Origin of the sequence: Pseudomonas sp. NPDC087804, from assembly GCF_044742965.1 — a bacterium.
GTDB classification, from domain to species: domain Bacteria; phylum Pseudomonadota; class Gammaproteobacteria; order Pseudomonadales; family Pseudomonadaceae; genus Aquipseudomonas; species Aquipseudomonas rustica.
The window spans coordinates 71,665-83,794 of record NZ_JBIUVN010000014.1; the positions used below are offsets into that span (position 1 = coordinate 71,665).

A 12,130-nucleotide genomic window follows, 5' to 3' on the forward strand; every position below is an offset into this window, starting at 1 on the left:
AGAGCGTGGGAACGATCAATGGTGTACACCCTGTAGGAGCTGCCGAAGCCTGCGATCTTTTGATCTCGCTCTACCCGCGGCGATCGAGGATGTTCACCACCACCCGATCCACCCACCCCCAGACCCGCTGCTTCACCCGCCGCCACAACGGCCGACGCTGCCACTCTTCCAGACTCACCAGCTGACTCAGCCCGAAGTCCTTCACAAAACTCGCCTCCACCGCTGCCGTCAACGACGGATCCAGCGCCTCCAGATTCGCCTCCAGATTGAAGCGCAGGTTCCAATGGTCGAAGTTGCACGAACCAATGCTCACCCAATCGTCCACCAGCACCATTTTCAAATGCAAAAAGCACGGCTGGTATTCGAAGATCTGCACCCCGGCCTTGAGCAGGCGCGGGTAGTAGCGATGCCCGGCGTAACGCACTGACGGGTGATCGGTGCGCGGCCCGGTCAGCAGCAAACGCACGTCGACACCACGCGCGGCAGCCTTGCGCAGGGAGCGGCGGATTTTCCACGTTGGCAGAAAATACGGCGTGGCCATCCAGATACGTTGCTGGCCGCTGTTCAACGCGCGGAACAACGACTGCAAAATATCGCGATGCTGGCGGGCATCGGCATACGCCACGCGGCCCATGCCCTCGCCCTTGTCCGGCACGCGCGGCAACCGTGGCAGACCGAAATGCGCAGCCGGACGCCAGGCGCGGCGGTAGCGGTTGGCAATCCATTGACGATCAAACAGCAATTGCCAGTCGATCACCAACGGCCCGCTGATCTCGACCATCACTTCGTGCCATTCGCTGGTGTCGTGCCCCGGCGTCCAGAATTCATCGGTGACACCGGTGCCGCCAACCACCGCCAGACGCTGATCGACCAGCAGCAATTTGCGGTGATCGCGATAGAAATTACCGACCCAGCGCCGCCAGTTCAGCCGATTGTAGAAACGCAGTTCAACCCCGGCATGGGTCAGGCGTTGGCGCAAATTGAAAGTGAAGGCGAGGCTGCCGTAATCATCGAACAGGCAACGCACGCGCACCCCACGCTCGGCGGCCAGCACCAGTGCCTGCACGATGGTTTCGGCACAGGCGCCGGCCTCGACCAGATACAGCTCAAGCTCGATCTGCTCCTGCGCGCCAGCGATCTGCTCGAGCATGCGCGGGAAGAATTGCGGGCCGTCGATCAACAGCTCGAACCGGTTGCCGTCACGCCATGGGAACACCGCGCCGCGCATGTCAGCGCGCCGTGAAAATCAGCACCGCACCCACCGGTACCGACAGACTGATGGCCGACAGGTCGGCGAGTTTGCGCAGGCTTTCCAGGCCCGGCGCCAGATCAAAATCTTCGGCGTTGATCACCAGCGGCTCGAGGGTGACCACTTGAAAGCGTCGATCATCGAGCCGCGTCGCCAGCAATTCGGCGGGGTATTCGTGTTGTTTGCCATGCAGGTTGACCGTCAGCGGCAAGCGCAATTCCAGCTGCGCGCCGGGCGCCAGATCGTTGATCGGGCGCAGGTCGATCTGCGTGGTGATGGTCGCTTCGGGGAATTGCTCGATCTGGAACAGCTCCTTGCGCATGCGTTCATCGCGCAGCGGGATGCCGCTGTTGATCGAGTCCAGCTCGACTTCGACTTCGGCGCGACCGTTGGGGTCGACCTTGCCGTGCAGCACCAGAAAGCGCTGCACTTCAGAAATGTTGGCGTTTTTCGTGCTGACGAACGACAGCCGCGACGACTCGCCGTCCAGATACCAATTGGCCTGCGCCGGCAACGCGACAGCGGCGAGCAGCAGGCTGGACAGGGATGCAATGAGGGAGCGGTTGAACATTGAGGACTCGTGGGGCCGATAAACCTGCACGAACCTTAACTGGCCATGGGGTTATTGCAAACATCAAGATCAAAAGATCGCAGCCTGCGGCAGCTCCTACAGGGGAATGCATTTCAAATATTGTAGGAGCTGCCGCAGGCTGCGATCTTTTGGCTGTCAGGCCAATACCTGCTGCACATCGCCAATCGTCGCCGCCAGACTGTTCAAATGCAGGCTCAACACCCGCTCCACCGGCGCCTGATCCATCGGCCAGTGCAGCGCCATGCTGCCCACCAATTTCCCTTCAGCACGAATCGGCAACGCCACCGCGCGAATCAGAAACGGCAGGCGCACCGGGTACTCCCAATAACCTTCCGTGCGCTGGCCAAAGCCCTGCTGCAACGCCTGCTCTGTCGCACTGAACAAACTTTCCGCGCTCAACTGCTCACGCGCGGCCAGCCGCTCGACCTCATCACTGCCCAACTCACCAAGGCACGCCCGGCCCATCGCCGAATGAAACAAACTCGCGTGATGCCCGACGATCTGGCAGTTGTTCGGATAACGCTTGCGCAACACCTGCGGAATCGCGCTTTCCATCACTTCAACGCGCTCGCCATCAAAGCACGACAGATCCGCCACCAGCCCGGTGCGCTCGCACAACTCCACCAGCATCGGCGCCGCGCTCTCCACCAGATGCCGTTTGAAACGTTGCTGACGATCACCAAACAGACGCTTGGCGCACAAGCGGTAACGCCGGTCGCTCAAGCCGCGATAGATCCAGCCCTGCTCCTGCAACGTCGCGAGCATGCGTGACACCGTGGCCTTCGGCAGACTCGTGAGGTAGTGCAATTCCTCCAGCCCCAGCGCCTGATGCTCGCCGAGCAATTCGACGATCGCCAGCGCTCGTTCGACCGAACGCACGCTGCCGGTATCTGTTTTGCTGCCCATGTGTTCGATCTCCCTGCGCACAGATGGATGAACACTTTTTGCAGCAAAATGCGGGCCGCTCAAGCCGATTGCAGGCATGTCGGCGGGCACCGCTCGACCCAGCGGGTCAGCTGTTCATGGGCATACGCCAGTTGCAGAACCGCGCGATCCGCCTGCGCCGGGCCAATGATTTGCAGGCCCATCGGCAGCCCCGCCGGGTTGAAACCGACCGGCACGCTGATGCTCGGCAACCCCGCCAACGTCGGGCCGATAACCACCTCCATCCAGCGGTGATAGGTATCCATGGTCTGCCCACCGACCACGCGCGGCCATGGCTGTTGTGCATCAAAAGGGAACACTTGTGCGGTAGGCAACAGCAGGAAATCGTAACGTTCGAACAATTCACTCAGCGCGCGATACCACTCACTGCGGTCGACCGAGGCCTTGTAGACATCGGCAGCGCTCAGACGCAGACCGCCCTCGACTTCCCACTGTGCTTCCGGTTTGAGCAACTCGCGTTTGTGCGGATCGGCATACGCGGCACCCAGACTGCCCTGCACCAGAAAGTGCCGATGGGTCAGCCAGGTTTGCCACAAACGCTCCATGGAAAAATTCGCCTGACAGGCTTCGACCTGACAGCCCAGCGCAGTGAAATCTGCCAGCGCCGACTCGCACAGACTCAACACGCCATCGTCCATCGGCAGATAGCCGTTGTAGTCGCCGAGCCAGCCAATGCGCACGTCGCTGAAGTCCCGTTGCAGGCCTTCGGCAAAGTTGCGCGGCTGATCTTTCAGCGACAGCGGTACGCGAGGGTCGTAACCAGCCTGCGTCGACAGCAATCGTGCGACGTCGGTGACGCTGCGGCCCATCGGCCCTTCAGTGGCCAGTTGCTGGACGAACACTTCCGGCGTCGGCCCATGCGGCACGCGGCCCTGGGATGGGCGAAAACCGAAGACGTTATTGAACGCCGCCGGGTTGCGCAGCGAGCCCATCATGTCGCTGCCATCGGCCACCGGCAGCAAACGCAGAGCCAACGCCACCGCCGCCCCGCCGCTGCTGCCGCCGGCATTCCGGCTGGCATCGTAGGCATTGGTGGTGGTGCCGAACACGTTGTTGTAGGTCTGCGAGCCGAGGCCGAATTCCGGCACGTTGCTCTTGCCGATGATGATCGCGCCGCACTCGCGCACCCGCGCCACGCTGATCGCATCGTGCTGCGGCACCTGCTCGGCGAACAACGGCGAACCCATGGTCGTGCGCAGTCCAGCGGTGGCGGCCAGATCCTTGATCGCCTGCGGCATGCCATGCATCCAGCCTCGGGATTCGCCGCGATCGAGTTGCCGATCGCATTCATCGGCTTCGCGCAAAACCTCCTCCGCCGGACGCAACGACACCAGCGCGTTGACCTGCGGATTGAAACGCTCGATGTGTTGCAGATACGCCTGCATCACTTCACGGCACGAGACTTTGCGGGCATGGATCGCGCGGGACAACGCATCGGCGTCCAGCGCGACAATCGGATCGATGGCTAACGGACTCAAGATTTCACTCCAAGGTTGAGCGCGCTGGGGGCTTTGGCGCGGGGCGCCTCTTGCATGCAATAAATCCCGAGCAAGGTCAGCAGGCAAGCGAACAACACATAAAACGAAGGCGCCACCGGGGTTTCCAGCACCTTGCTCAACCAGGTCACGATCAGCGGCGCGAAACCGCCGAACACCATTACCGAAATGTTGTAGGCAATCGACACGCCGGTGGAGCGCACTTCGATGGGAAATTGCTCGGCCAGCGCCGTCGGTGCCGGGCCGAAGAAGCCGCCAATCGCGCCGCACAGCAGCAGTTGCATTACCAGCAAGCGTTCGATTGAAGGCGCTGCCGCGACCCACACGTACAGCGGATAAATCATCACGAAAAACGCCAGGGTAAAGGCCATCAATACCGGTCGCCGGCCGACGCGATCCGACAGTGCGCCGGAGAACGGAATCACCACGGTCATCAGCGCCACCGCGAGCATCTGCACCAGCAACACCTGATCCAGCGGCAAGCCGAGGTTGGTGTGGGCGAAGGTCGGCATGTTCACCAGCACCACGTAAAACGCCACCGTCGCACCGCTGGCCAGGCCCATCGAAACCAGCAGGCTGCGGCGATGTTCGCGAACTACTTGCCAGAGGCCCGGCGCTGCGCCTTTGGCTTTTTTGCGCGCTTCGAGAAACTCTTCCGGCTCTTCCATGTGCTTGCGAATCCACAAGCCGACCGGGCCGATCAACAGGCCGAGCACGAACGGAATCCGCCAGCCCCAACTGTCCAGCGTCTCAGGGGTAAACAGGTGGGTGACCAACGCCACCATCGCCGCGCCGGCAAACACCGCCAGGCATTGCCCGACCAGTTGCCACGAACCGTACAAACCTTTGCGATGGGCCGGCGCGCTTTCCACCAGAAACGCCGTGGCGCTGGCGTATTCGCCGCCAGTGGCGAAGCCCTGGAGCATCCGCGCGACCACAATCAGCAACGGCGCGCCCATGCCGATGGCGGCGTAACTTGGCGCGAAAGCGATCATTGCAATGGACACGGTCATCAGACGAATGATCATCTGCATCGCCGCTTTGCGACCTTTGCGGTCGGAATACATGCCGAGCAGGATGCCGCCCACCGGGCGCATGAAGAAGCCGACGCCGAAGGTCGCCAGCGCCATCAGCAGCGAGGCGTAGCTGTCTTCGGAGGGGAAGAATTGCCGGGCGATGATGCTCGCCAGAAAGCCGTAAACAATGAAGTCATACCATTCCAGCGCGTTGCCGATCACGGCGGCGACCACTTGCCGGGTACGCGAAACACCTGTGCCTGAAGCCTGCATGGGAGATTCTCCAAAAGCTGTTGGGTGAGCCCGTGCGCCGGTGCGCTCGGGATTCAGCGGCAGCAGAACGTGAAGAAATCAGGCCGGCTTGAGCCAGCTCTCGGTGAGCGCGCCCCAGTAGGCGGCGCCAGTCAGCAGGATGTCGTCGTTAAAGTCATAGGCGGGGTTGTGCACCATCGGCCGCGACACGCCGTTGCCGATAAACAGATAGGCGCCGGGGCAACGCTGGAGCATCCAGGCGAAGTCTTCGCTGCCCATCAATTTTGGCGTGTTGCCATCGACGGCATCAGCACCGACCAATTCGACGCCAATGTTGCGGGCGAACTCGGTTTCGGCAGCGTGGTTGACCAGCACCGGATAGGCCGGGCGATGTTCGATTGTCGAAGTACAGCCGAAACTCTGCGCCTGGGTTTCGATGATGTTGCGCACGCGATTGAGGGTTTGTTCGCGCACATCGGCATTCAGTGCGCGCAGGCTCAGACGCAGAATCGCCTGCTGCGGAATGACGTTGGCCGCCTCCCCCGCTTGCAGTGCACCGACGGTGACCACCGCGGCTTGCTGCGCATCGATGTTGCGCGCGACCACGGTTTGCAGCGCCATCACCACACTCGACGCAGCGACCAGCGGATCGACGGTCAGGTGCGGCATCGAACCGTGGCCGCCGACGCCTTCGATGACCACGTTAAGCAGGTCTTGCGAAGCCATCATCGGCCCTTCGCGAAAGCCCAGATGCCCAGCGGGCAGGCCCGGCATGTTGTGCATGCCGAACAGCGCATCGCAGGGGAAACGCTCAAGCAGACCATCGGCGAGCATCGCTTCGGCGCCGCCCTGACCTTCTTCGGCGGGTTGGAAAATCAGCGTGAGGGTGCCGTCGAACTGACGCGTCGCCGCCAGATAACGTGCGGCGCCGAGCAACATGGTCGTGTGTCCGTCGTGACCGCAGGCGTGCATGCAGCCCTTGTGCTGGCTGCTGTAGGCGACGCCGGTATTTTCGATGATCGGCAAGGCGTCCATGTCGGCACGCAAGCCGAGTTTGCGCGAGCTGCTGCCGTTGCGCAGCACACCGACGACGCCGGTTTTGCCGATGCCGGTGTGGACTTCGTAGCCCCAGCTTTCGAGGGATTTGGCGACCAGCGCCGAGGTGCGGCTTTCTTCGAAACCGAGTTCGGGGTGGGCGTGGATGTCCTGGCGGGTGGCGTGCAGGTCGCTGGCAACGTCGCTGAGCCAGGCCAGAATGTGCTGATGTCGGGTCATGACGGTTCTCCTCGCGCGGGTTTTCCCGGTCTTGTTGTTCGCAATGAATTCACGACACGTTGGAAGGCAGGTCGTGCTCACCGCCAGATAACCGCGAGACGCGCGCGAGGACAATCGAATGTGGTTCCACAGAGTGGAACCCCGCTTCCGAGATCAACCCAACCCCTTGTAGGAGTGAGCCTGCTCGCGATGGCGGTGTATCAGAAACAATTATGTTGACTGACACACAGCCATCGCGAGCAGGCTCACTCCTACAGGGACGATTCGGTGTGATCAGGGATTCAGGCGGCAGCCCTGGCGTTCGTTTTGCCACTGGGCGCTGTTGCTGCGCCCCATGCCGCTGACGGTGATGGTTTTGCGGGCAGGGTCATCGCTGAACTGGCTGGTCGGCAGCCATTGTTTTACGTAGCCACGGCAATACTCGGCATCGTTGTTCATCACGTACCGGCACGAACAATATTCCTTGGCGGTGTAGGCGCTGATGATGTCCGGGAAGGCCCACAGATTTTCGCGCTCATAGACGATCCAGCCGAGCAACAAAACCAGCAGCAACAGCAAAAAGCGCTTCATGGCCGCACCGCCTGCATTACGCGTTTGAGCAGCTCGTTGTGCCGATAACTGCCGTCGCGATCATCGCCATAACGGACGATCAGCAGTTTCTCGCTGGGAATCACATACATCGCCTGGCCCCAATGACCAAGGGCGGCGAAAGTGTCGGGCGGTGCATCGGGCCACGGAGACGCCGCGCCATCCGCCGCACGGTTGAGCCACCACTGCCCGCCGGGCACGGCTTCGTCTTGATGCGCCTTGTACCCGGCGAACGGTTTGAGGTTGAACGCGAGCCAATCCTTGGGCAATAACTGCCGTTCATTCCAGCGCCCATCGCGCGCCATCAACAGACCCACTCGCGCCAGATCCCGCGCGGTGAGATAGGCGTAAGACGAAGCGACAAAGGTGCCAGTCGCATCGGTTTCCCACACGGCGTGGCGGATGCCCAAGGGTTCGAACAGCGCCGTCCATGGATAGTCCGCATAGCGCTGCGGGCCGACGATGTTTTTCAGTGCGGCGGCGAGCAGATTGCTGTCGCCACTGGAATAACGGAAAGCCTGACCCGGTGGCGCGTAGCTGTCGTGATCCGCTGTAAAAGCAGCCATGTCGCGCTGACCACGGGTGTAAAGCATCGCCACCACCGAGGATTTCAGCGGGGCGTATTCGTAGTCTTCTTGCCAGTCGAGGCCTGAGGCCCAGTGCAGCAGATCGGCGAGTTTGATGTCCGGGTGTTTAGCCAGCGGCGGGTAAAACTTTGCGGCGGGGTCTTCGAGTTTGAACAGGCCTTCGCCATACGCCACACCGAGGACGGCGGCCATCAGGCTTTTGCTGATTGACCAGGTCAGGTGCGGGGTTTGCGCGTTGGTCGGGCCGGCGTAGCGTTCGTAGATGATCTGCCCGTCGCGGATGATCAGCAGCGCATCGGTGCGGATGCCTTTGCGGCTGGTGTCGTCGCGGGGTGGGAAGGCGTAGTTTTCCAGCGCTTGAGTATTGGTGATTGTCGCGCCAGTCGGCCATTGCTCACCGGGCCATGGTTCGGCCTGAATGGTGGCGCTGATCAGCAGCAGAAGCAGGGTCAGGCCTTTGAACATGGTGAGGGGCTCTGGGGATGAACCTGCTGAGATTAGTCGGGGTTTATGACAGGGGTGTGGTGATTTTTCGGCCGCCTTCGCGAGCAAGCTCGCTCCCACAGTTTGATTGCATTCCAGCTGAGGGAACTCGATCAACTGTGGGAGCGAGCTTGCTCGCGAAGGCGCCAGTCAGGCCACCGCCAAAGCCTTGGCTAATCGCTTAGCCCGAGCCCCCGCCGCCAACTGCATCACCCCGTGATCCCGCCGCCACATCTGCGCCCACTCCGAGCCACCCACCGCCAGCGCGTGATCAACCTCAGGCTTGAGCGCATCAAACTGCGCAAACAACCCAGCCAACAACACATGCCCGGCCGGATTATTCGGCGGCTGCCGGCTCGCCTCGGCACACCCGGCCAACAGCGCCAGCAAACGCAATTGCAGCGTCTGTGGCCAATCGCTGTCCTGCCCGACGCCATACAGCCACGCGGTCATCGCACTCAGCACATAAACATCTTCCAGCGTGCGAAACGGCTTCACGTAAGCATCCCAACCATCCCCGGCCAACAACTCACACAGCGCACCATCGAGCAATAGCCGACCATGACTGATGTCCGGCATCAACGGCAGCGCCGGCAATTTCTCCACGCTCACGCCGGGCTCGCCGGGGTAGACCACGGCCAGACTCAGGCGCGGACTTTCGCCGGGCTCTTCACTGCGCGCCGCAATCAACAACCAATCCGCCGCATCACCGGCGGTGACGAAATCCTTGCGTCCACTCAGACGCAAATCCGTCAGCCGCGTCTGCATGTCTGCCGGGCGCAGACTGCGCTGTTCGGTCGCACACAAAGCGCCAAGGCTCAGCGGCGCACTTGGCCACAACATGCGCAACGCCGCCTGATAACCGACCAGAAACGCCAGCCCCGGCGTCGCCATCCGCCGCCCACCGGCGACCGCCAATTCGAACGGCGTGACGTTGCCCAACTGCTGCAACAACGTCGCGAAACCCTCGGCAAGGTCAGCAACGGCGGGCAATCGTTCACGGCTGTGCAGCAGATCTGGCCAGGGCATGAGAGGCTCCATGTGGGCTGTCATATAAGCATCACCGAACGTTCATGGCGATGACACCGGGGCTACATAGCCTGACTTTGCACAACACGGCTGCATAAAGAAAGTCGATCGGCTGCAACCCACGACGGGTTCAAGGCCCGTACGGAGATTCACATGACTCATATCGCCCGCATCAGCGACAACGGCAATGTACGCCGCCTGCAAGCCGAACGCCTGATCGGCGCCGAGGCCTTGCAGCAAGCCCAGGCCCTGCGATTCAACGTGTTCAGCGGCGAGTTCAACGCCAAGCTGAAAGGCGCGGAACTGGGTCTGGACATGGATGATTATGATGTTCACTGCAGCCACATCGGCGTGCGTGATTTGAACACCGGCCGTTTGGTGGCGACCACGCGTTTGCTCGATCACACCGCCGCCAGCAGCCTCGGCAAGTTCTACAGCGAAGAAGAATTCAGCCTGCACGGCCTCGCGCATCTGCAAGGCCCGATCCTCGAAATCGGCCGCACCTGCGTTGACCCGGCGTATCGCAACGGCGGCACTATCGCGGTGTTGTGGGGCGAGCTGGCCGAAGTGTTGAATCAGGGTGGCTACAGCTATTTGATGGGTTGCGCGAGCATCCCGATGCAGGACGGCGGCGTGCAGGCGCACGCGATCATGCAGCGTCTGCGCGAACGTTATCTGTGCACCGAACACCTGCGCGCCGAACCGAAGAAACCGCTGCCGACGCTGGATATTCCATCGAACGTAATCGCGGAAATGCCACCGCTGCTCAAGGCCTACATGCGTCTGGGCGCGAAGATCTGCGGCGAGCCGTGCTGGGACGAAGATTTTCAGGTCGCCGACGTATTCATCCTGCTCAAGCGCGACGAACTCTGCCCGCGCTACGCCAAGCACTTCAAGGCGGCCGTGTGATGAGCCGGTTGCGGGTGTACGCGCGGATTGCGCGAGTGCTGATCGTGGTGACACTGGGGCTGACCATGGCCGGTGTCTTCGGCGTTTTTGAACGGATGGGTCTGGCGCATTCGATGGAACGTCGCCAGCGCTGGTCGCGCTTTTTCATGGCGCGCTTGGGCAATGCCCTGCCCTTTCGCATGACCGTGCACGGCGAGCTGCCGAAGCAGCCGATGTTGTGGGTGAGCAATCATGTGTCGTGGACGGATATTCCGCTGCTCGGCATGCTCACGCCGCTGTCGTTTCTGTCCAAGGCTGAAGTGCGCACCTGGCCGGTCGCCGGTTGGCTCGCGGCGAAGGCTGGCAGTCTGTTTATCCGTCGCGGTTCGGGCGATAGCCAGTTGATCCGCAAGCAGATGACCCGTCACCTGCAAACCGCGCATCCGCTGCTGATGTTCCCGGAAGGCACCACCACGGATGGCCGCTCGTTGCGCACCTTTCATGGTCGTTTGTTGTCGGCGGCGATTGATTCCGAGGTGATGCTGCAACCGGTGGCGATTCGTTATCTGCGTGATGGCGAGATTGATGCGCTGGCGCCGTTTATTGGTGACGATGATTTGCTTTCGCACTTGATGCGTTTGTTCAGCAATGATTGCGGCGACGTTGAAGTGCACCTGCTCCAGCCGATTGCCTGTCAGGGGCGCGAGCGTGCGGCGCTGGCATTTGAAGCGCAGCAGGCGGTGCAGAAGGTGTTGTTTGGTGAGGTGGCGAAACCTGCCGAACCGCGTCGCACCGGCGACCTGATCGCCGCTTGAAAAGCAAAAGATCGCAGCCTTCGGCAGCTCCTACACCGATCCCTGTAGGAGCTGCCGCAGGCTGCGATCTTTTGATCTTGCTTAATCCCGCAACCCAGCAAAATCCTGGAGAACTGCCTGAAACACAAATCCCCTGTAGGAGTGAGCCTGCTCGCGATAGCGGTACATCAGGCAACATCAACGTGACTGACCCACCGCTATCGCGAGCAGGCTCACTCCTACATTAGATATTCGGTGTCTGGGGGTTTTGGGCGAAGTCCTGGAGATGTGGGTAGAACAATCTGAAATCTTCACTCAACGGCTCATACAACCGCCGCAATTCCTGCATCGCCCCCGCCAGTTCCTCGGGCCGGCTCAACCGCCGCGAGATCCCGCGCAACACCTGTTCCAGCACTTCAAATTCCTGATACGAACCCAACCAGTCATTGGCAACCATGTGCGGCGCAATCTTCGCCAGTCGCTCGGGCAGCTCCCGCTCGTGGGTCAGCACCCGATACACATCAGCCGTGAAAACCTCCAGCGGCTGATCGGCATACAACCGCCAATCCCGCGCCAGACAATGATCAAAAAACACATCAAGCACGATCCCGGCATAACGCCGCCGCGTTTCGGTAAACCGCCCCAACGCGACATCCACCAAGGGATGGCGATCGGTAAACACGTCAATCCGTCGATGCAGCTGAATCGCCGCTTCCACCTCCGGCGCAAACTGCCCTTGCAGCCGCCCTTTGACGAAGTCGCCATAGAGGCTGCCGAGTAATTGCCCAGGGCGCTGGCCACCGAGGTGCAAATGTGCGAGATAGTTCATGGGCGCAGCTTAGCACCGCGCCCTGCAATCGACACCTCACCATATCGTTATAACCCGATATACCGATTTGCGTGCTCATCAGACCGAAATCATATTGGTATATCGCG

The 12,130-nt window shown here is 61.3% G+C and carries 12 protein-coding genes; 2 read left to right on the forward strand and 10 right to left on the reverse strand.

Features of this window, described 5'->3' with window-relative positions; all coding sequences use genetic code 11:
• Nucleotides 1-70 precede the first annotated feature (70 nt).
• From ACIOMO_RS18015 to ACIOMO_RS18055, 9 genes are all read right to left on the reverse strand, one after another.
• Nucleotides 71-1,228 carry a phosphatidylserine/phosphatidylglycerophosphate/cardiolipin synthase family protein gene (locus ACIOMO_RS18015; RefSeq protein ID WP_053117920.1) on the reverse strand — a complete coding sequence of 386 codons (1,158 nt, stop codon included), beginning with the start codon at nt 1,226-1,228 and terminating at the stop codon, nt 71-73.
• A 1-nt stretch (nt 1,229) separates the two neighbouring features.
• Complete coding sequence (locus tag ACIOMO_RS18020) at nt 1,230-1,820, reverse strand: YceI family protein (protein WP_212545252.1); 591 nt, start codon at nt 1,818-1,820, stop codon at nt 1,230-1,232.
• A 156-nt stretch (nt 1,821-1,976) separates the two neighbouring features.
• Entirely contained in the window at nt 1,977-2,747 is a 771-nt protein-coding gene (locus tag ACIOMO_RS18025; protein ID WP_401242557.1) for an IclR family transcriptional regulator, read from the reverse strand.
• Nucleotides 2,748-2,806: 59 nt separating this feature from the next.
• Complete coding sequence (locus ACIOMO_RS18030; RefSeq protein ID WP_401242560.1) at nt 2,807-4,264, reverse strand: amidase; 1,458 nt, start codon at nt 4,262-4,264, stop codon at nt 2,807-2,809.
• Complete coding sequence (locus ACIOMO_RS18035; RefSeq protein WP_053117911.1) at nt 4,261-5,571, reverse strand: citrate-proton symporter; 1,311 nt, start codon at nt 5,569-5,571, stop codon at nt 4,261-4,263. The genes ACIOMO_RS18030 and ACIOMO_RS18035 overlap by 4 nt, the downstream gene beginning before the upstream one ends.
• Nucleotides 5,572-5,649: 78 nt before the next feature.
• On the reverse strand, nt 5,650-6,825 hold the full coding sequence (locus ACIOMO_RS18040) for a M20 aminoacylase family protein (RefSeq protein WP_053117909.1): 1,176 nt from the start codon (nt 6,823-6,825) through the stop codon (nt 5,650-5,652).
• A 273-nt stretch (nt 6,826-7,098) separates the two neighbouring features.
• Nucleotides 7,099-7,395, reverse strand: a complete 297-nt coding sequence (locus ACIOMO_RS18045) for an amidase (RefSeq protein ID WP_401242564.1) — start codon at nt 7,393-7,395, stop codon at nt 7,099-7,101.
• Nucleotides 7,392-8,465, reverse strand: a complete 1,074-nt coding sequence (locus ACIOMO_RS18050; RefSeq protein WP_401242566.1) for a serine hydrolase domain-containing protein — start codon at nt 8,463-8,465, stop codon at nt 7,392-7,394. The genes ACIOMO_RS18045 and ACIOMO_RS18050 overlap by 4 nt, the downstream gene beginning before the upstream one ends.
• A gap of 168 nt (nt 8,466-8,633) precedes the next feature.
• The gene (locus tag ACIOMO_RS18055) at nt 8,634-9,512 is read right to left on the reverse strand and encodes an acyl-CoA dehydrogenase (RefSeq protein WP_401242569.1); all 879 of its coding nucleotides are present in this window, start codon (nt 9,510-9,512) and stop codon (nt 8,634-8,636) included.
• Between the two features lie 153 nt (nt 9,513-9,665).
• Between ACIOMO_RS18055 and olsB the strand changes: the two genes are divergently transcribed.
• Together olsB and ACIOMO_RS18065 are read left to right on the forward strand one after the other, a co-directional pair.
• Complete coding sequence (olsB, locus tag ACIOMO_RS18060) at nt 9,666-10,421, forward strand: L-ornithine N(alpha)-acyltransferase (RefSeq protein ID WP_401242572.1); 756 nt, start codon at nt 9,666-9,668, stop codon at nt 10,419-10,421.
• The gene (locus ACIOMO_RS18065; protein WP_401242575.1) at nt 10,421-11,215 is read left to right on the forward strand and encodes a lysophospholipid acyltransferase family protein; all 795 of its coding nucleotides are present in this window, start codon (nt 10,421-10,423) and stop codon (nt 11,213-11,215) included. Before olsB ends, ACIOMO_RS18065 begins: the two co-directional genes overlap by 1 nt.
• A gap of 223 nt (nt 11,216-11,438) precedes the next feature.
• On the opposite strand, the gene ACIOMO_RS18070 is transcribed toward ACIOMO_RS18065, so the two are convergent.
• Complete coding sequence (locus tag ACIOMO_RS18070; protein ID WP_401242578.1) at nt 11,439-12,023, reverse strand: ACP phosphodiesterase; 585 nt, start codon at nt 12,021-12,023, stop codon at nt 11,439-11,441.
• Between the last annotated feature and the right edge of the window lie 107 nt (nt 12,024-12,130).

Excerpts from the sequence above, each read along its gene's own strand:
- ACIOMO_RS18045 (WP_401242564.1), bottom strand. The coding sequence starts at position 7,395 with ATGAAGCGCTTTTTGCTGTTGCTGCTGGTTTTGTTGCTCGGCTGGATC.
- olsB (WP_401242572.1), top strand. The coding sequence starts at position 9,666 with ATGACTCATATCGCCCGCATCAGCGACAACGGCAATGTACGCCGCCTG.
- ACIOMO_RS18070 (WP_401242578.1), bottom strand. The coding sequence starts at position 12,023 with ATGAACTATCTCGCACATTTGCACCTCGGTGGCCAGCGCCCTGGGCAA.
- ACIOMO_RS18050 (WP_401242566.1), bottom strand. The coding sequence starts at position 8,465 with ATGTTCAAAGGCCTGACCCTGCTTCTGCTGCTGATCAGCGCCACCATT.
- ACIOMO_RS18025 (WP_401242557.1), bottom strand. The coding sequence starts at position 2,747 with ATGGGCAGCAAAACAGATACCGGCAGCGTGCGTTCGGTCGAACGAGCG.
- ACIOMO_RS18065 (WP_401242575.1), top strand. The coding sequence starts at position 10,421 with ATGAGCCGGTTGCGGGTGTACGCGCGGATTGCGCGAGTGCTGATCGTG.
- ACIOMO_RS18055 (WP_401242569.1), bottom strand. The coding sequence starts at position 9,512 with ATGCCCTGGCCAGATCTGCTGCACAGCCGTGAACGATTGCCCGCCGTT.
- ACIOMO_RS18015 (WP_053117920.1), bottom strand. The coding sequence starts at position 1,228 with ATGCGCGGCGCGGTGTTCCCATGGCGTGACGGCAACCGGTTCGAGCTG.
- ACIOMO_RS18035 (WP_053117911.1), bottom strand. The coding sequence starts at position 5,571 with ATGCAGGCTTCAGGCACAGGTGTTTCGCGTACCCGGCAAGTGGTCGCC.
- ACIOMO_RS18040 (WP_053117909.1), bottom strand. The coding sequence starts at position 6,825 with ATGACCCGACATCAGCACATTCTGGCCTGGCTCAGCGACGTTGCCAGC.
- ACIOMO_RS18020 (WP_212545252.1), bottom strand. The coding sequence starts at position 1,820 with ATGTTCAACCGCTCCCTCATTGCATCCCTGTCCAGCCTGCTGCTCGCC.